The organism is Stenotrophomonas sp. PA-6-5C, assembly GCF_021605635.1.
GTDB classification, from domain to species: domain Bacteria; phylum Pseudomonadota; class Gammaproteobacteria; order Xanthomonadales; family Xanthomonadaceae; genus Stenotrophomonas; species Stenotrophomonas lactitubi.
The window spans coordinates 1-18454 of sequence record NZ_WKEE01000036.1 but is presented as its reverse complement, the minus strand read 5'-3'; the positions used below and the strand labels follow the sequence as shown (position 1 = coordinate 18454).

Below are 18454 nucleotides of genomic sequence, written 5' to 3'. Positions count from 1 at the left end.
ATAGCCGCATGCCTGCTTCCCCCATTGCCGGCGCTGCCGGCGCCAAGAAACCCAGCCTGCGTCAACGCTTCAAGGCGATGCGCAACCTGCCGCCGTTCCTGCGCCAGGTGTGGCAGACCAGCCGCGCCCTGACCATCGCCAGCCTCGGCCTGCGCCTGATCCGTGCGCTGCTGCCGGTGGCGATGCTGTACGTCGGCAAGCTGATCATCGATACCGCCCTGCACCTGAGCCAGCACGGAGCCGGTTTTCCGCCGATGGGCGAGGCGCTGTCCAGCGGCCTGCTCAATCCACTGCTCGGCCTGCTGGCACTGGAATTCGGCCTGGCGATCGCCTCGGACCTGCTCGGTCGGCTGGTCAGCTACGCCGATGCCCTGCTGTCGGAACTGTTCGCCAACGTCACCAGCGTGCGCCTGATGGAACACGCAGCCACCCTGGACCTGGAGGACTTCGAGGACCCGGACCTGCAGGACAAGCTGGACCGTGCGCGGCGCCAGACCATGGGCCGGATGAACCTGATGAGCCAGCTGTTCGGCCAGGTGCAGGATGCGATCACCGTCGCCAGCCTGGCCGTCGGCCTGCTGGTCTATGCGCCGTGGCTGATCCTGCTGCTGGCACTGGCGCTGGTGCCGGCGTTCATTGGCGAGTCGCACTTCAATGCGGCCGGTTACAGCCTCAACTTCCTGTGGACGCCGGAACGCCGCCAGCTGGACTACCTGCGCCAGCTCGGCGCCAGTGTGGAAACGGCCAAGGAAGTAAAGATCTTCAACCTGCACCGGTTCCTGGTCGACCGCTACCGCAGCTTGTCGGCGGCACTGTTCCTGGCCAACCGCGCGCTCGCCCGGCGGCGTGCGTTCTGGGGCACGCTGCTGGCCGCGCTGGGCACGCTGGGCTACTACACCGCGTATGCCTATATCGCCTGGCGCACGGTGCGCGGCGATTTTTCGATCGGTGACCTGACCTTCCTCGCCGGCAGCTTCCTGCGCCTGCGCCAGTTGCTGGAAGGCCTGCTGATCGGCTTCTCGCAGGTGGCCAGCCAGGCGTTGTATCTGGACGACCTGTATTCGTTTTTCCAGATCGAACCGGAAATCCACTCGCGCAAGGACGCAGTGCGCGTGCCGCAGCCGATCCGCGAAGGCTTCGTGTTCGAAGACGTGGGCTTCCGCTACCCCGATGCCGAGCAGTGGGCCGTGCGTCACCTCGATTTCCAGCTGCACGCGGGCGAAGTACTGGCGCTGGTCGGTGAGAACGGTGCGGGCAAGACCACCTTGGTCAAGCTGCTGGCACGCCTGTACGAACCGGACGAAGGCCGCATCCTGCTGGATGGCCGCGACCTGCGCGACTACGACCTGGACGACCTGCGCGCCAATCTCGGCGTGATCTTCCAGGACTTCGTGCGTTACAACCTCAGTGCCGGCGAGAACATCGGCGTCGGCCAGGTCGAGGCGATGGACGACCGCGCGCGGATCACCGACGCCGCCCGCCGAGGCATGGCCGAAGAAGTGATCGCGGCCCTGCCCGGCGGCTACGACCAGCAGATCGGCCGCCGCTTCAAGCAGGGCGTGGACCTGTCCGGTGGCCAGTGGCAGAAGATCGCCATCGCCCGCGCGTGGATGCGCGATGCGCAGGTGATGATCCTGGATGAGCCCACCGCGGCGCTGGACGCCCGCGCCGAGTTCGAAGTGTTCCAGCGGTTCAGGGAGTTGGCGGATAATCGCACCGCAGTGCTGATCTCCCACCGTTTCTCCTCCGTGCGCATGGCCGACCGCATCCTGGTACTGGCCGATGGCCGGATCGAGGCCAGCGGCACCCACCAGGAGCTGATGGCACAGGGCGGCCGCTATGCCGAACTGTTCGAACTGCAGGCAGCAGGTTACCGCTGAGAACGCCTCTCGTTCCGCCTAATGAGAACCTGTCTCATTTGAGATAGAATTGTCCCGACGACTTCCGATAGATACGCCCATGTCCTCCGCTTTCGGCGCCGAAACGGTGCTTGAGGTCCGCCACTGGACCGATGCCTACTTCAGCTTCACCCTCACCCGTGACAGCGGTTTCCGCTTCGAGAACGGCCAGTTCGTGATGATCGGCCTGGAGACCGACGCGCGGCCGCTGCTGCGCGCGTACTCCATCGCCAGCGCGAACTGGGAAGAACAGCTGGAGTTCTTCAGCATCAAGGTGCAGGACGGCCCGCTGACCTCGCGCCTGCAGCACATCAAGCCGGGCGACAAGGTCCTGGTCGGCAAGAAGCCCACCGGCACACTGCTGATCAGCGACCTGCACCCCGGCAAGCACCTGTATCTGCTGGGCACCGGCACCGGCCTGGCGCCGTGGCTGTCGGTGATCAAGGACCCGGAGACCTACGAGCGCTTCGACAAGGTGATCCTGTGCCACGGTGTGCGCTACGAAAAGGACCTGGCCTATCGCGATTATTTCGAGAGGGAACTGCGCGAGCATGAGTTCCTGGGCGAGATGATCGGCGACAAGCTGCTGTACTACCCAGCCGTCACCCGCGAGCCGTTCGCCAACCAGGGCCGCCTGACCCAGCTGATGGAAAGCGGCGAAATGCAGCGCACCCTGGGCCTGCCGGAGCTGAGCCCGGAAAACGACCGCGCGATGATCTGCGGCAGCCCGCAGATGCTGGCCGACCTGCGCACCGTGCTGGACAGCCGCGGCTTCCAGACCTCGCCGCGCATCGGTACGCCCGGCCACTACGTGTTCGAGCGCGCGTTCGTCGAGAAATAAGCCGGGCTGTCGTAGAGCCGAGCCCACGCTCGGCTGCTCTGCCGGCCGACCATGGCAGGCACGCACGCTGCGCGCGCAAGCCGAGCGTGGGCTCGGCTCTACAGAGAGCGGCTACAGCAGCGCCTCGATGCCGCCGCGCAGCTGCTCCGGCGTGGTGGTCGGCGCATAGCGATCCACCACCTGCCCTTTGCGATCGACCAGGAACTTGCTGAAGTTCCACTTGATGCGGGCGATGCCCAGCAGCCCGCGCTTCTCGTGCGACAGCCACGCCCACAGCGGGTCTGCCCCCTCGCCGTTGACCTCGATCTTCTGCGACAGCGGGAAGCTGACCGGGTAATCGATCGAACAGAACTGGCGGATCTGCGCGGCATCGCCCGGCTCCTGCGCGCCGAACTGGTTGCAGGGAAAGCCGATCACCACCAGGCCGCGATCACGATAGTCCTGCCACAGCTGTTCCAGCCCGGTGTACTGCGGGGTGAAACCACAGCGGCTGGCGACGTTGACCAGCAGCAGCGGACGGCCCTGGTACTGCGCCAGCGCCTGCGGCTGGCCGTCGAGGTCGCGGAAGCTGAAATCGTAGGCGGTGGTCATGGCAACGGGCCTGGGGGCAGTGTTCTCCATGGTACCCGGGCAGCCAGCCATGGGGTGGCTCTGCAGCAGGGCTGCGTTGCCAACATGCCTTTTGACACAAGTGCGGGCGCGCCGGGCCGGGTTACGCTCGGGCCCTTGTTTGCCTTACCGGAGTATCGACCTTGACCACCCGCCTTGCCCTTGCCGTGGCCATGACCCTCGGCCTTGCCCTGCCCGCCTATTCGGCCAGCGCCGTCACCCCGGCCGCTGCCAACGCCCAGCAGGCCAATCCGTTCTTCGCCGACAGCCCGCTGCCGCTGCATTTCCCGCAGTTCGACAAGATCAAGGACAGCGACTTCGCCCCGGCCTTCGACGCCGGCATGGCGCAGCAGCTGAAGGAAGTGGAAGCGATCGCCAACACCAAGGCCAAGCCGACCTTCGACAACACCATCATCGCTCTGGAAAAGAGCGGTGACACCCTGGATCGCGCGACCACCGTGTTCTTCAGCCTGGTCGGCGCCGATACCAACGACACCCGCAAGAAGCTGCAGGCCGACTATTCGGCCAAGTTCGCCGCGCACAGCGATGCGATCGCGCTGAACGGCAAGCTGTTCGCACGCATCCAGGCGCTGTATGACAGCCGCACCACCCTGGGCCTGGACGCTGAAGGCGTGCGCCTGGTCGAGAAGTACTACGACAACTACGTGCGCGCCGGCGCCAAGCTGTCCGAGGCCGACAAGACCAAGCTGAAGGAAATGAACGCCGAGCTGGCCAACCTGGGCACCAAGTTCAGCCAGAACGTGCAGTCGGAAGTGAACGCTTCGGCGATCACCGTCAACGACGTCAAGGAACTGGACGGCCTGTCCAAGGAACAGATCGCCGCCGCCGCCGAAGCCGCCAAGGCCCGTGGCCTGGACGGCAAGTACGTGATCACCCTGCTCAACACCACCGGCCAGCCGCCGCTGACCAACCTGGCCAACCGCGCCCTGCGCCAGAAGATCTACGAGGCCTCGACCACCCGCGGCAGCCGCGGCGGTGAGTTCGACAACACCGCGCTGGTCGCGCGCATCATGCAGCTGCGCGCCGACAAGGCCAAGCTGATGGGCTTTGCCAACTTCGCCGCCTACAACCTGACCAACCAGACCGCCAAGACCCCCGAAGCGGTCAATGCGATGCTGGGCAAGCTGGCCCCGGCCGCGGTGGCCAATGCCAAGCGCGAAGCCGCCGACCTGCAGGCGATGATCGACCAGGAACAGAAGGCCGCCGGCAAGCCGACCTTCAAGCTGGAGCCGTGGGACTGGGCCTTCTACAGCGAGAAGGTGCGCCAGGCCAAGTACAACTTCGACGAGTCGCAGCTGAAGCCGTACTTCGAGATGAAGAACGTGCTGGAAAACGGCGTGTTCTACGCCGCCAACCAGGAATTCGGCCTGACCTTCAAGCAGCGCACCGACCTGCCGGTGTACCACGATGACGTCACCGTCTATGACGTGTTCGATGCCGACGGCAGCCAGCTGGCGATCTTCATCTTCGACCCGTACGCACGTGCCTCCAAGCGCGGTGGTGCGTGGATGAACTCGTACGTCTCGCAGTCCAAGCTGACCGGTTTCAAGCCGGTGGTGGCCAACCACCTGAACATTCCCAAGCCGCCGGCCGGCCAGCCGACCCTGCTGACCTGGGATGAAGTGAGCACCACCTTCCACGAGTTCGGCCACGCCCTGCACGGCATGTTCTCGAACGTGAAGTACCCGTACTTCTCGGGCACCGCGGTGCCGCGCGACTTCGTCGAGTTCCCCTCGCAGGTCAACGAGATGTGGGCCGACAACCCGGCCATCCTGAAGAACTACGCCAAGCACTACCAGAACGGTTCGGCGATGCCGCAGGCGCTGCTGGACAAGGTGCTGGCCGCGGCCAAGTTCAACCAGGGCTTTGCCACCACCGAATACCTGGGCGCCGCCATGCTCGACCAGCGCTGGCACCAGATCGGCCCGGACCAGGTGCCGGCCGCCAAGGACGTAATGGCCTTCGAGCGCGCCGCGCTGGAGAAGGACGGCATCTACTATGTGCCGGTTCCGCCGCGCTACAAGACCCCGTACTTCAGCCACATCATGGGCGGCTACTCGGCCGGCTACTACGCCTACATCTGGTCGGAAGTGCTGGACGCCAACACCCAGAAGTGGTTCCGCGACAACGGCGGCCTGAGCCGCAAGAACGGCGACCATTTCCGCGCGACCCTGCTGTCCAAGGGCGGCAGCGTGGATGCGATGCAGCTGTTCCGCGATTTCGCCGGCCACGAGCCGCAGATCGAACCGCTGCTGGAAAAGCGTGGCCTGACCGGCACCGGCAACTGATCGCCGGCACCACAGCGTGAAATGAGAACCGCCCGGGAGACCGGGCGGTTTTTTCTGGGCCAGGTTCCTCCCCTGTCCGCTCCCGCCGCTCAATGCGCCAGTGGGTCGAACCACGCTTCCCACGTTTCCGGCGACGCGGTCATCCTGCCTGCTCTGGTGAACGCCGCTTTCGCCTGCGCGCTGCACCCGGTGTTGAACAGCGCCACGCCCAGGTTGAAGACGGTATGCCGGTCCTGGCTGCCCAGTGCCAGCGCCTGCTCCAGCAGCGCCCTTGCCCGTTCATGTTCGCCACTGTCACAGGCGACCGTGCCCAGTCCCGTCAACAGCTGTGGATGCTCCCCGTGAGCGGCTATCGCCGTCTCCAGGGTAGCTGCCGCTGCAGCCAGCGCAGCGGCCGCGTCACGCGTTCCGGCAAACGCGGCATCAACCCCGGCGCGCGCACTGCGAAGGGCACGCACCACTGCACAGGGGTCCAAGTCATGCACGGGTGGTTGAGATCGGGAAACCATGGAGGCGTCAGCGGGGGGCCACGTAGCCGCCGGGAACCCCCTCCGGCGACAACACCAGCTGCCACAGCTGCGCATGCCGGCAGCGGAAGCTGGCCATCGATCCGGCCAGATAGAAGCGCCACATGCGCCGGAAATGCTCGTCATAACGTGCGTCCAGCCGCGGCCATGCCGCTTCCACGTTGCGACGCCACGCCTGCAGCGTCAGGTCGTAGTCGGTACCGAAGTTGTGCCAGTCCTCCAGCACGAAGCGCCCTTCAAACGCGCAACTGATCTGCGCCGCCGACGGCAGCATCGAATTGGGGAAGATGTAGCGCGCGATCCACGGATCGGTACGATGGCGCGAGACGTTGCTGCCAATGGTGTGCAACAGCAGCAGACCACGCGGCGACAGGCAACGCCGCGCCACGTCGAAGAAACTGCGGTAGTTCTTGTCGCCGACGTGCTCGAACATGCCGATGGAAAAGATCGCATCGAACGGCTCGTCCAGTTCGCGATAGTCCTGCAGCCGGATCTCGATCGGCAGGCCAGCGCACAGCTCACGCGCGTAGTCGGCCTGCTCCTGCGAAATGGTGACGCCGATACCACTGACACCGTAGCGCTCGGCAGCGAACTTCAGCGCTTCGCCCCAACCGCAGCCGATATCCAGTACGCGTTGCCCGGGGCGCAGCCCGAGCTTGCGGCACACCAGATCGAGCTTGGCGTCCTGCGCCGCATCCAGATCGTTGGCGTTTCGCCAGTAGCCGCAGCTGTAGACCAGGCGCTGGCCGAGCATGGCCTGGTACAGGTCATTGCCGAGGTCGTAGTGGCGGCGGCCGACTTCATAGCTGCGTTGCCCGGTCTGCAGGTTGAACAGGCGCGCCTTCAGGGCGTCGGCCACCTCGCGCCAGCCGTGCACCCGCTCGTCCAGGTGTGCCTGCATCAGCTGGAACAGGAATTCGTCGAGGACGTTGGCATCCCACCAGCCGTCCATGTAGCTCTCGCCCAGGCCGAGTGAGCCGTGCGCCATGACCCGCGCGAAAAAGCGCGGGTCATGCACCTGGATGTCCTGCGGCCGGGCTCCATCGATCTGGACCCCGGCCTCGTGGAGCAGGCCGGTGACCCGCTCCTGCAACCCTGTATCCACGTCACCTCCTCGTCTGCGGTTACCCGCGCGCGAACAGCTCCACGTAGTCCTTGGCCACGTGCGGCAACAACACCGAGGCCGGTACATCGGCGGTCTGGGTGCCATCCGAGTATGGACCCACCTGGTAGGGCGGGAACACGAAGCGCAGCGCGGTGATCTGACCCTTGTCGTCGGTCAGCGGCTGGAACTGGCTGAAATTGTCGGCCTGCGGACCGGTGCCATCGGCGATCATCCGCGAGGCATTGCGCAGCGACTCCTGCAGCTGCGACGGATCCATGTCCTCGCCGCTGAGGCGGGTGGCCACGCGCTCACGCAGCTGGTCGGCGACGAAATCGCTGATCGCCTTCCAGCCCTTGGCATCGGTCACCAGCTTGTCGGCGCTCAACATCTGCTGCTGCGCCGGCAACCACACGAAACGTGCAACCAGCGGTTCGCCGTGGGCGCCACCGGTGTAGCGGCTGCCGTCGGCGCTGACCACCACCAGCTGCGGCGTCTCCAGCAGCTTCTCGAAGCTCAGCGACAGCTCATAGGGCATGGTCGGCTTGTCGTTGCCCAGCCCGTCCAGCGCCTGCTGCAGATCGCTGCGGGCGGAGGTGGCATAGGCCTGCAGCGCGCGCGCCAGGCCCGGATAGCGATCGATGCCCGCCGGGTAGCTGATGCCGACCACTTCACGTTCGGTGTTCTCGATCACATCGCGCAGATCCAACGGCGCTTCCGCTGCGGGTGTCTCGGCGGTGCCAGTGGCTTCGGCCGCAGGTGCGGCGTCGGTGGCCGGTGCCGCCTCGTTCTCGCGCTGGCAACCGGCCAGCAACAGCACGCCCATAGCGCCGGCCAGCACGCTGGCGTGCAGTGGCCGGTTGTTTCCAATCTTCATCGGGATCCCCTGTTCATGTTCATACATCATCGCCTGCCCTGGCTGAAGCGTGGCCCGCTGGATTCAGCCCACAAGCAGATCGTGATACTCCTCGTGCCGCTGCAGGAAGGCCTCGGCATAGGCACATGCCGGCACCACCTTGTACTTCTGCTCCCGGGCGAAACGCAGTGCGACCCGGGTCAGCTCACCGGCAATGCCACGGCCGGCGATCGGCTCGGGCACTTCGGTATGGGTGATGACCATCCGCCTGCGTTTGATCTGGTAGTCCAGCAGTGCCACCTGCCCGCGCACGCGGGCGGTGAACCGGTGGTTGACCTGATCGTGTTCGACCTCGTAAGCCAGACCGGGGGGTGTGACCGAAGCCATGGGACTGTCTCCTGCGGCGACTGCGTGGATGGTGCGCAGACGGGCGCCATGATCGCGTGAAGCCTGAACAGGGACAAGTCTGTGCCAGCTGCGTCAGTTATTGCCCTCAAGCTGCAGCCCGGCCGGCCGCTAACCCCTCTGCAGGGGTGCGCCAGGCTGGCATGCCCCTTGCGATAGTCGACCAAGCGATCTGCCGTGGAGGCCCGCGATGCACCCCAGCGATTCCCATTCCGATACCGATCACGCCCTGCTGGAGGGCCTGCTGCAACTGGCCGTGGAGGGACAGACCGAAGACCAGGCGTTCCAGAGCATCGGCGAGGAAGTGTTCTCCCGCCTGCTCGATACCTACGGTCAGGAAACCCGGGCCTGACCCCGGACGGGGCCGCAGCCCCGGGGGTCGGATCCAGTGGATCCGACCCCAGCCACCCTCAGCCGCCGCCGAGGCGGAAGGTCGGGTTGGACAGCTCACGCAGGAAGTGACTGAAGATGCTCGGCTGCATGGCCAGCATGAAGATCACGCCGAACGCCGCACCGGCCAGATGCGCGCTGTGGTTGATGCGATCGCCACCGCGCTTGTCCATCCAGATGCTGTAGCCGACGTAGAACGCGGCATAGACGATTGCCGGCGCCGGGATGAAGAACACCAGGATGATCGACCACGGCTTGATCAGGATGAAGGCGAACAGCACCGCCGACACTGCCCCGGACGCACCGAGGCTGAGGTAGTTCGGGTTCTTCTGGTTCTTCAGGTAGCTGGGCAGGATCGAGACCAGCAGCGCGCCGATGTAGAACGCCGGATAGACCAGGTAGCTGCCGGTCAGCTGCACCATCACGCTCTCGATGAATCCCCCGAAGAAGAACAGGGTGATCATGTTGAAGATCAGGTGCGACCAGTCGGCGTGGATGAAACCGTAGGTGATCAGGCGGTCGTACTGGCGGTGGCGATCCACCGCCGGCGGCCACAGGATCAGGCGGTCGGCCAGTTTGCGGTTGTTGAACGCCATCCACGACAGGATGGCGGTGATGGCGATCAACAGCAGATTGACGGGGGTCATGTCAGGCTCAGGCGGTGCGGTAGTTGTCGACCATACGATAGCGTTTCGCATACCAACCGAAGGCCAACGCCGCGACGAAAGCAAAACCGGCGAAGAAGAACATCAGGAATGCCGCCTCACTCAGGCCCGTACTGGCGATCCTGTGGGTGACCGTGTCATTGCGCACGGCCGCATTGGACAGCAGCACCCACAGGTTGCCGATGGTGGTGGTCAGGTTCCAGAAGCTCATCACCACGCCCTTCATGGCCTGCGGTGCCTGGCTGTAGGCGAACTCCAGGCCGGTGGCCGAGACCAGCACCTCACCGAACGTCAGCAGCGCGTACGGCAGTATCTGCCAGAAAATCGACATCGCGTTGCCACCGTCCATCACCACCTGGATGCCACCGACCACGATCCAGGCCAGGCCGCTGAAGGCGATGCCGGCGGTCATCCGGCGCAGCGCGGTCGGCTCGAAGCCGAAACGGCGCAAGGCCGGGTACAGCACCAGGTTGTTGAACGGAATCAGGATCATCACCAGCAGCGGATTCAGCGCCTGCATCTGCGAGGCGGTGAACCAGCTCGGCATCTGCATCTGCTGGCCCTGCAGCACCCAGGTCGAGGCCTTCTGGTCGAACAGCGAGAAGAACGGGGTGGTCAGCGCGAAGATGACCAGCACGCGCAGCACCGAGCGCACGCCCTCCACGGCTTCGGCCGGGTGCTGGCCACGGGCGCGGTCCAGCTGCAGCCAGGTACCACCACCGATGCCCGCCAGGATCGACACCAGCGCCAGGCACAGGCAGATCACGATGCCGAGCGAGCCGACCAGGCCGAACGAGGCCACGGCCAGCACCAGCCCGACCACGGCCATGACCAGGCCCGGACGGCCCTGGCCGGCGACGCGCGCGGTCAGCGCGGTGCGCACCACGTTGGCGAACGAATGCGGGTCCTTCGGCGGCAGCGGCACCAGCACATAGCGCTTGCGGCCAAGCCAGAACACGAAGGTGGCGATGAACATCAGAATGCCCGGAATGCCGAAGGCCCACTGCGGGCCCCAGTTCTTCAGCACCAGCGGGATCAGCAGCGAGGCGAACAACGAGCCGAAGTTGATGATCCAGTAGAAGGCGTCGAAGACGATCTTGGCCAGGTGCTTGTTGCTCTGGTCGAACTGGTCGCCCATGAACGAGGCCACCAGCGGCTTGATGCCACCGGCACCCAGCGCGATCAGGCCCAGGCCGAGGAAGAAGCCCTCACGGCTGCCCTCGAACAACGCAAGGCACAGATGGCCCATGCAGTAGACCAGGCTGAACCACAGGATGGTGTGGTACTTGCCGAAGAACTTGTCGGCCAGCCAGCCCCCGAGCAGCGGGAAGAAATACACGCCGATCATGAAGCTGTGCATGATGTCCTTGGCTTCACCGGCTCGGCCTTCCGCAGTGATTTCCTGCAGCAGCAGCGAGGTGATCAGGAACTGCACCAGGATGTTGCGCATCCCGTAGAAACTGAACCGCTCGCAGGCCTCATTGCCGATGATGTACGGGATCTGGCGCGGCATCTTTCCCTGGCCGGCGATGGGGGCGACTGCGTCGTGGCTCATCCTGTAAGGCATTCCTGCAAAACGAAAGGCGCAAGAGTACCGGAACCTGTGCGTGCGAAGCACGCTGCAGGGCTGCATGACAGCCGTGCCAAAGCATGGCAGGCGCATGCAGCCCTGCCGGAAGTCACGGAACCTGCACGGTAAAAGCGTAAACTTATCGTTATGCGCCCCCTGCCCTTTGCCCGCATCCTGCCCAGCTGCCTTGCCCTCATGCTGGCCGTGCCTGCGCTGGCCCGGCCACAGGCGCCGCCGGCCACAGGCCTTGCCACAGAGGTGCGGCAATTGACCGTCGCCGCGCTGGAACTGCCCAGCCGTGACGAAGGCCAGTGGAAACAGCGCCGCGAACAGGTGCTGCAGCTGCTGACCGATCTGCAGCCGGATGTGATTTCGGTGCAGCAGGTATTGCAGCAGCAAGGGCGCAACCCGGCCTGCTGGTTGGCCAGCCGGCTGCGCTACAGCTGCGATTTCGTCACGGCCGACCCGCCGAGCCAGCCGGTCCGGCACGGCAACGCGATGCTCAGCCGGCTGCCGGTCAGCGAGGACGGGGTCACCCTGCTGCACCCGCCGGGCACCTTCAGCGCCGCCGGCATGATGCGCCTGCGCCTGGGCGACAACGACGTCAACGTCTACATCGCGCGCCTGCGCCCGGATCCCGACGAGGCCAATGCCCGGCAACATCAGACCAGCGACCTGATGACCTGGATCGGCGCCACGGCCGAGGGCATGCCGAGCCTGATCGCCGGGGATTTCTCCGCCAGCACCGTCGAGCTGGTGCGCAGCACGCCCGGCTTCCAGCCGGCCCGGCGCAACCCCGGCGCACCGGCGGCCAGCGGCGGGGGGGCCAGTGGCCATGGGTTGGATGTCCTGTTCCAGGTCAAGCACTTCGGTGGCATCCGCCAACAGGCGATCCTGCTGCCCGCCGATGGCGACCTGCCCGGCCTGCGCCTGGGCGTGATGGCGACGCTGCGACTGCAGGACGTGCCCGCCACCACCGAATAGCCCGCTCCTGGTAGGTGCCGACCTTGGTCGGCTCACTCCCGCCGCGCGCGCACATACTCCCGTGCCGACCAAGGTCGGCACCTACCGAAAAGCCGACCCCCACCCCAAGGCCGGGCAAACAAAAAGGCCGGGGTCTCCCCCGGCCTTTCTGCGTTCACGCAGGCACTGCGATCAGGCGATCGCTTCCTGGTAACGACGCTCGACCTCGTTCCAGTCGATGACGTTGAAGAACGCGCCGATGTATTCCGGACGACGGTTCTGGTACTTCAGGTAGTACGCGTGTTCCCACACGTCCAGACCGAGGATCGGAGTGTTGCCTTCCATCAACGGGCTATCCTGGTTGCCGCTGCTTTCGACCACGACCTTCTTGTCCGGGGTCACGCTCAGCCAGGCCCAGCCACTGCCGAAACGGGTCAGCGCGGCCTTGGTGAAGGCATCCTTGAACTTGTCGAAACCGCCCAGGTCCTTGTCGATCGCCTTGGCCACATCACCGACCGGATTACCGCCAGCGTTCGGGGCCATCACGGTCCAGAACAGCGAGTGGTTGGCGTGGCCGCCACCGTTGTTGCGCACCGGACCCTGCAGGTTCTCCGGCAGCGACTTCAGCTTCTTCACCAGTTCTTCGACCGGCAGGTCGGCGTACTCGGTGCCTTCCAGTGCAGCGTTGACGTTGTTGATGTAGGTCTGGTGATGCTTGGTGTGATGGATTTCCATCGTCGCCGCATCGATATGCGGTTCCAGCGCGTCGTAGGCGTAGGGCAGCTTGGGCAGGGTGTAGGCCATGATGCATCTCCTGATAGCGAGGGCACCCGACGGCATCGTCGGGCGGTGCGCGGTGAATGATGGGGACAGACCGCAAGATTACCAAGGGGGATGTAAAGGAAATTGCGTCCTGCAGGTGAGCATGCCGGCAATTGTTACGCAGCAGTGACGCAGCGCGTGCCCTCATGCAGGGTGCAGCGCGCAGGCGCTACAGTGGGCGTACCACCCTCGCCCGCTCCTGCCCATGCGCAACCCCCGGCTGTTGATCACCGCCATCGCCCTGCTGCTGCTCGGCCTGGTCGTCAATCATTTCCTGCAGCGGCCGCCGCCGCCGCAGTTCGCGCCTGACCTGCAGATCACGCCGGCCGCCAGTGCACCCGCGGTGCGCAGCAACGGCACTGACAGCGGCCTGCCCGCCTTCCTGCCGGCCGAAGCCCGCCAGACCATCGCGCTGATCCAGCGCGGCGGCCCGTTCCCGCATCGCCAGGACGGCAGCACCTTCGGCAACCGCGAACAACAACTGCCACAGCGTCCGCGCGGTTACTACCGCGAGTACACCGTCGACACGCCTGGCGCGGGCAACCGCGGTGCGCGGCGCATCGTCACCGGTGGCAACCCGCCCGATGCCTGGTACTACACCGATGACCACTACGAATCGTTCCGCAGCTTCACCGTACCGGCCTCAGGAGAACGTCCATGAGCCACGATGATTTCGGCCTCGGCCTGCATGACATCAACAATGCCGGCGTCTACGCGATCGACACCTCGGATATCAGCGCGCTGTCGGCAGCGATGCGCGATGCCGACCTGAAGGTGATCCGGATCGACCTGGATGGCGTGAGCGACAAGCGCACCCTGCTGGCACGGCTGGCCGCCCAGCTTGATTTCCCTGCCGGCTTCGGCGGCAACTGGGATGCACTGGCTGACAACCTGCGCGACCTGCAATGGCTACCGGCCAACGGGTATGCGCTGTTCCTGGCCGATGTCGATGCCCTGCGCGCCGGTGCAGGCAAGGAGTTCGACACACTGCTGGACATCCTTGATGAAGCCAGCCGTGACTGGGTGGGCCGCGACGTCCCGTTCTGGGTATTCCTGTCGCAGAGCGCGTGACCTGGTAGAGGCCGACCTTGGTCGGCATGCACGCGCAAGCGCATGGATCATCCACGCATGGCGTGGATCTACCCGGTGCAGCTGGATGCTCAGTAGATCCACGCCATGCGTGGATGCGGCACCCTACCGGCTGCCGTTATCTTCCTGCAGCTCTTTCTTGAACGGGATATCCGGCGGCGGACGCGCCACGGCGGGCTGGTCCTGCATGTTCGGATCGGTGAGGCCACAGCCGCCACCGGCCTGCAGGATCGAGATCACGCAGGAAATCTTCGTGCTGGTGCCCGGCAACGGAATCTCCATCGCCTTGACGCCCTTGCGCACCCATTCGGCAAGCAGCGATTCCTGCGGCACCCAGTACTTATCGAACGAGGTGGGCGTGTAGTCGTACGGCGGTCGCTTCAGCCATTTGCCGGACTCGGCGATGCGTTCCTTGCTCCAGCCGTCGTTGGCCCCACCAGGTGCGCCACGCTCGGCCTTGCCGGCCCCGTCCTGGCCGGTCACGCGCACGCTGCCGTCAGCATTGAACAGACCATCGCCCTTGCCGGCGCTGGCCTGCGCGGCGCCCTGATTGGCGCCGTCGCGATTGCGGCTGGAGGCACCCCAGTCGTCACCCCGCGCAGGTGTCGCCCAGTTGCCCGGGGTCGGCGCCGGGCGCGCGCCCGCCTGCGCGGGGGCAGTACTGGTCGCCGCAGGACGCGCCGCGCTGGCGCTGTTCTGGGCTGCGCTGCCTGCGGGTGCCGGCGTAGGCGTGGTCGCACTGCCGGCCGAGGTCGACGCTGCCGGTAGCGGAGCGGCTGCAACCTCCCGTTCGCGCACCTGCACCTCGCGCCCGGCAGGCGCACGCACGGTGGGTTCGCGCCCTGCGACGGTGGCCATGCGCACCTGCGGATCGGTCATGGCCTGCACTTCGCGTTCGCGCACCTGCACCTCACGCTGCGGCACGCGCACCTGGATGTCGGTGGTGCGCATCGGCTGCGGCGCCACTGGCGCTTCAACCGTGCTGATCTCGCGCTCCTGCACCTGCACATCGCGCACGCGCGGCGCCTGCACTGCCACCTCGGGCGTGCGCACTGGCGTTGGTGCCGGCGCAGCCTGCACCGGCTGCACGCTGCGCTCGCGCACGGTCGGGACGGTATCGCGCGGAACGATGCTGACTTCGGTTCGCGGCGGCACCATCGGCGGCACCACGAAATCGCTGGTGGCCTGCGCCACTTCGGTGGCCTGCACCGGTGAGGGCGGTGGTGCGGCCACCGGCGCCGGCTCGACCTCGGCCGGCGGCGGCACGCTGGCGGTCGGAGACGTGGCAGCGGCGGCAGCGGTGGCGGCAGACGGCGCAGGCGACGCCGGTTGCGGGCGCGGTGCAGTTGCCCCCCCCGCGTCCTGGCCTGCGGCTACGGCACCGGCTGCTGCAGCAGCCGCCTCGGCTCCGGCCTGGTCGCCGCCGCCTTCCTGCGCTGCACGGCCGACGAATTCAATCTGCACGCGCTCACCCTCGCTGCCCTGCTCGTCCGGCGAAGACGTGCGGATCACCGCTACCCACAGCAGCAACAGGAAGAACAACAGATGCAGCAGCGCGCTGAGCAGCGCCGAGGTCCAGCGCATCCAACGCTGGTCGCGCGGCGCCGGATCCCAGTCCTGCCAGAACAGGCGGCGCAGGGACGCCCATGGTCCCAGCGCCGGCAATTGCCCCGGAGGTCCCGGCAGCGGTCGCGGCAGCAGCACCGCGATCACTTCACGCGCGTGCAACGGACGTGGCAGCGGCGTCAGCGTCCGCAGCCAGATCGCCCAGCCGTACGGCAGGCCGGTGTTCTTCTCGAGGATGGGCGGTCGCTGCTGGCGCGCCAGCAGCAGGTCGATGAGTTGCTCGGCTCTGGGCAGAGGCACGCGTTGGCGATCAGGCGGCGTTGCCGCGCGGAATATACGGAGCGTGGCCGCTGTCGTGATCGGTGGCGTCACGCACGGCGGTCACACCGGGCACACGGCCCATCAAGGTCTTCTCGATGCCCTGCTTGAGGGTGACGTCGGCCATGCCGCAGCCCTGGCAGCCACCACCGAAGCGCAGCAGCACCACGCCGTCGGCCGAGACTTCCTGCACGGCCACCTTGCCGCCATGCGAGGCAAGTTGTGGATTGACTTCGTTTTCCACCACCCAATGCACGCGCTCCACCAGCGAGGCCGCATCGCCGGGCGCTTCGCCCTTGATCCGCGGCGCTTTGATCGTCAGCTGCTGGGTGCCGGCCGTACCGGGCACGATGTCGATCTCCGCGCCGTCGAGCCAGCCGACGCTGGTGGCGTCGACATAGAGCGTGAAGCCATCGCAGTCCACCGCCCACTCGTCACCAAGCAGGTCGGTCGGCTCGGCGAACTCCAGCCGGGCGTCGGCACGCGGGGTTCCGGGTTCGACCGCACTCAAGCGCACGCCCATGCCGGGCACGCCCTCGCGTTCGATCAACTTGCGGAAATGGGTCTGGGCAGTGTCGGAGATCTGGATCATCAGGCTATTCTAGCCAAGTAAGCGTCAGCCGCTCATTCGTTTTATACACCGGCCGGCGCATTGTTCAGTCAACACGAGGTGGAGGAACCCATGGCCGACCTGATTCCGCTGGCGCAGGCCCATTGCGTGCCGCGCAAAGGCAGCGACCACAAGCTGGGCGAGGCCCGCCTGGCCGAACTGTTGCCGCAGGTTCCCGGCTGGGAGCTGGCCGAGGCCGGCCAGGCGCTGGTGCGGACGTTCCGCTTCAAGGATTACTACGCCACCATGGCCTTCGTGAACGCGCTGGCCTGGATCGCCCACGGCGAGGACCATCACCCGGACCTCGGCGTCCATTACGACCGTGCCGTCGTCCGCTACTCCACCCACGACGTGGGCGGCCTGAGCGAGAACGACTTCATCTGCGCAGCGAAGACTTCAGCCCTGACGGAGCAACTGAAATGAACGTGCGACTGCTGAGCCTGTCCCTGCTTGCCGCGACCAGCCTGGCCGGCTGCGGCACCTCCGAGCCGCCGGCAGCGCCGGCTGCGGCCCCCACCGAAGTGGCGGCGGTGAAGACCCCGCCGCCGCAATACCCGCTTGAACTGGCCTGCACCGGCGTGGGCGGCACCAGCACCTTCAAGGTGGTGATCGGCACCGACGGCAAGCCCAGCGAGGTCACCCTGCTGACCGGCGCGGGCAACCCGCAGCTGGACGATCTGGCCAAGACCGCCGTGCAGGGCTGGCAGTTCAAGGCCGCCACCCGCAATGGCGAGGCCGTGCCGGCCACGATCCAGGTGCCGGTCAGCTTCAACCCGCCGCAGCCGAAGCCGGACCAGTGCTTCGCCATCGAAGAAAGCCTGCGCCGCGGCGGCTGATCGCCTGCCGCTGACGAGGCCAGCCGACGCCCGCCTCGCCTTTGCCGCCCCGGCCCGTGCCGGGGCGATTGCTTGATGACAAGGAACGCGTCGGAACATGCTGCAGATCCCCCCCGAAAACATCTGGATCGCCCTGGCGGTCACCCTCGCTGCGGGCCTTGCCACCGCCATCGGCAGCCTGCTGGTGCTGTTCTCGCGCCGCCCGAACCCGCGCCTGCTGGCCTTCGGCCTGGCCTTTGCCGGCGGCGCGATGGTGTATGTCTCGCTGTCGGAGATCCTCAACAAATCCATCGCCTCGTTCGCACTCGCCTATGGTGAGCGCACCGGCTTCACCTACGGCACCCTCGCCTTCCTGCTGGGCGTAGTGGTGATCGTGTTGATCGACCACTTCATACCCAACCCGCATGACAGCCTGGACAAGCAGGACCCGGCGTTCCGCGAGAACAGCCGCGAATACCTGAAGCGGGTCGCCCTGCTGACTTCGGTGGCGATCACCGCGCACAACTTCCCGGAGGGGCTGGCGACGTTCTTCGCGACGCTGGAGAGCCCGTCGGTAGGCATGCCGCTGGCCTTCGCCATTGCCATCCACAACATTCCCGAGGGCATCGCCATTGCGGTGCCGGTGTACTTCGCCACGCAGAACAAGTTCTACGCGTTCGCCGCCAGCCTGCTGTCAGGCCTGGCCGAACCGGTCGGCGCGGCGATCGGCTATGTGCTGCTGTCCGGCTCGCTGTCCCACGCCACGTTCGGCTGGGTGTTCGGCCTGATTGCCGGTGTGATGGTGTTCCTGGCGCTGGACGAGCTGCTGCCGGCGGCGAAGCGCTACGCCAAGGGGCACGAGACCGTCTACGGGCTGGTGGCGGGCATGGGTACGCTGGCGATCAGCCTGGTGCTGTTCAAGTGGTGAAGGGTGTCCGGCCAACGGGCTGAGCCCCCTCGCGGCTGGCGCATTCCACAGTATCGAGAGGTCACGGGCGGGGTCGATTCGCGGGGGACGCCGTTAATCCATCCCTGGAGGCTTGGCCGCGGCATCCATGCCGCGGACACCCCCGCGAACCGACCCCGCCCGCGCCCCGTC

The 18454-nt window shown here is 66.3% G+C and carries 20 protein-coding genes; 10 read left to right on the top strand and 10 right to left on the bottom strand.

Features of this window, described 5'->3' with window-relative positions:
- The first annotated feature begins 8 nt into the window (after positions 1–8).
- Positions 9–1880 (top strand): ABC transporter ATP-binding protein, encoded by a 1872-nt coding sequence (locus GIW57_RS15325; protein WP_236511858.1) that lies wholly within the window; start codon positions 9–11, stop codon positions 1878–1880.
- Positions 1881–1959: 79 nt separating this feature from the next.
- The gene (locus GIW57_RS15320) at positions 1960–2739 is read left to right on the top strand and encodes a ferredoxin--NADP reductase (RefSeq protein WP_236511856.1); all 780 of its coding nucleotides are present in this window, start codon (positions 1960–1962) and stop codon (positions 2737–2739) included.
- 111 nt (positions 2740–2850) lie between these two features.
- On the opposite strand, the gene GIW57_RS15315 is transcribed toward GIW57_RS15320, so the two are convergent.
- Complete coding sequence (locus GIW57_RS15315; RefSeq protein ID WP_100460518.1) at positions 2851–3330, bottom strand: glutathione peroxidase; 480 nt, start codon at positions 3328–3330, stop codon at positions 2851–2853.
- Between the two features lie 161 nt (positions 3331–3491).
- Between GIW57_RS15315 and GIW57_RS15310 the strand changes: the two genes are divergently transcribed.
- On the top strand, positions 3492–5657 hold the full coding sequence (locus GIW57_RS15310) for a M3 family metallopeptidase (protein ID WP_236511854.1): 2166 nt from the start codon (positions 3492–3494) through the stop codon (positions 5655–5657).
- Between the two features lie 89 nt (positions 5658–5746).
- Here the strand turns inward: GIW57_RS15310 and GIW57_RS15305 are convergent, their stop codons facing one another.
- Genes GIW57_RS15305 through GIW57_RS15290 form a run of 4 tightly spaced genes read right to left on the bottom strand, consistent with a single transcriptional unit; the run spans position 5747 to position 8529 of the window.
- Positions 5747–6118: a tetratricopeptide repeat protein gene (locus tag GIW57_RS15305; protein WP_236511852.1), complete on the bottom strand. Its 372-nt coding sequence runs from the start codon at positions 6116–6118 to the stop codon at positions 5747–5749.
- 55 nt (positions 6119–6173) lie between these two features.
- Positions 6174–7289 (bottom strand): cyclopropane fatty acyl phospholipid synthase, encoded by a 1116-nt coding sequence (gene cfa / locus GIW57_RS15300; protein WP_236511850.1) that lies wholly within the window; start codon positions 7287–7289, stop codon positions 6174–6176.
- Positions 7290–7308: 19 nt separating this feature from the next.
- Positions 7309–8190 carry a DUF3298 and DUF4163 domain-containing protein gene (locus GIW57_RS15295; RefSeq protein WP_236511848.1) on the bottom strand — a complete coding sequence of 294 codons (882 nt, stop codon included), beginning with the start codon at positions 8188–8190 and terminating at the stop codon, positions 7309–7311.
- Between the two features lie 36 nt (positions 8191–8226).
- Positions 8227–8529 (bottom strand): GNAT family N-acetyltransferase, encoded by a 303-nt coding sequence (locus tag GIW57_RS15290; protein WP_089236171.1) that lies wholly within the window; start codon positions 8527–8529, stop codon positions 8227–8229.
- Between the two features lie 208 nt (positions 8530–8737).
- Here GIW57_RS15290 and GIW57_RS15285 point away from each other — a divergent pair, with 208 nt between their 5' ends.
- Positions 8738–8899, top strand: coding sequence for a hypothetical protein (locus tag GIW57_RS15285; RefSeq protein WP_165780990.1), 162 nt, complete (start codon positions 8738–8740; stop codon positions 8897–8899).
- Between the two features lie 58 nt (positions 8900–8957).
- Here the strand turns inward: GIW57_RS15285 and GIW57_RS15280 are convergent, their stop codons facing one another.
- Both GIW57_RS15280 and GIW57_RS15275 read right to left on the bottom strand, forming a co-directional pair.
- Positions 8958–9584 (bottom strand): rhomboid family intramembrane serine protease, encoded by a 627-nt coding sequence (locus GIW57_RS15280; protein WP_093819014.1) that lies wholly within the window; start codon positions 9582–9584, stop codon positions 8958–8960.
- 7 nt (positions 9585–9591) lie between these two features.
- The gene (locus tag GIW57_RS15275) at positions 9592–11157 is read right to left on the bottom strand and encodes an oligopeptide:H+ symporter (protein WP_236511846.1); all 1566 of its coding nucleotides are present in this window, start codon (positions 11155–11157) and stop codon (positions 9592–9594) included.
- Between the two features lie 162 nt (positions 11158–11319).
- Here GIW57_RS15275 and GIW57_RS15270 point away from each other — a divergent pair, with 162 nt between their 5' ends.
- A complete protein-coding gene (locus GIW57_RS15270) occupies positions 11320–12156 on the top strand; it encodes an endonuclease/exonuclease/phosphatase family protein (RefSeq protein WP_100460526.1) in 837 nt (278 codons plus the stop codon).
- A 171-nt stretch (positions 12157–12327) separates the two neighbouring features.
- On the opposite strand, the gene GIW57_RS15265 is transcribed toward GIW57_RS15270, so the two are convergent.
- The gene (locus GIW57_RS15265; RefSeq protein WP_089236174.1) at positions 12328–12939 is read right to left on the bottom strand and encodes a superoxide dismutase; all 612 of its coding nucleotides are present in this window, start codon (positions 12937–12939) and stop codon (positions 12328–12330) included.
- 223 nt (positions 12940–13162) lie between these two features.
- Between GIW57_RS15265 and GIW57_RS15260 the strand changes: the two genes are divergently transcribed.
- On the top strand, positions 13163–13618 hold the full coding sequence (locus GIW57_RS15260; RefSeq protein WP_236511844.1) for a ribonuclease domain-containing protein: 456 nt from the start codon (positions 13163–13165) through the stop codon (positions 13616–13618).
- Entirely contained in the window at positions 13615–14028 is a 414-nt protein-coding gene (locus tag GIW57_RS15255; protein WP_099821159.1) for a barstar family protein, read from the top strand. Before GIW57_RS15260 ends, GIW57_RS15255 begins: the two co-directional genes overlap by 4 nt.
- 123 nt (positions 14029–14151) lie before the next feature.
- Here GIW57_RS15255 and GIW57_RS15250 read toward each other — a convergent pair whose 3' ends face one another.
- Positions 14152–15912 carry a hypothetical protein gene (locus GIW57_RS15250; protein WP_236511842.1) on the bottom strand — a complete coding sequence of 587 codons (1761 nt, stop codon included), beginning with the start codon at positions 15910–15912 and terminating at the stop codon, positions 14152–14154.
- A 10-nt stretch (positions 15913–15922) separates the two neighbouring features.
- Entirely contained in the window at positions 15923–16522 is a 600-nt protein-coding gene (locus GIW57_RS15245; protein WP_165377620.1) for an NfuA family Fe-S biogenesis protein, read from the bottom strand.
- A gap of 90 nt (positions 16523–16612) precedes the next feature.
- On the opposite strand from GIW57_RS15245, the gene GIW57_RS15240 reads away from it, so the two are divergent.
- The 3 genes from GIW57_RS15240 (at position 16613) to zupT (ending at position 18283) form a co-directional block, all read left to right on the top strand.
- Positions 16613–16963, top strand: a complete 351-nt coding sequence (locus GIW57_RS15240; RefSeq protein ID WP_089236179.1) for a 4a-hydroxytetrahydrobiopterin dehydratase — start codon at positions 16613–16615, stop codon at positions 16961–16963.
- Complete coding sequence (locus GIW57_RS15235) at positions 16960–17376, top strand: energy transducer TonB (RefSeq protein ID WP_100460537.1); 417 nt, start codon at positions 16960–16962, stop codon at positions 17374–17376. The genes GIW57_RS15240 and GIW57_RS15235 overlap by 4 nt, the downstream gene beginning before the upstream one ends.
- Positions 17377–17473: 97 nt before the next feature.
- Positions 17474–18283 (top strand): zinc transporter ZupT, encoded by an 810-nt coding sequence (gene zupT, locus GIW57_RS15230; protein WP_025876721.1) that lies wholly within the window; start codon positions 17474–17476, stop codon positions 18281–18283.
- Positions 18284–18454 lie beyond the last annotated feature (171 nt).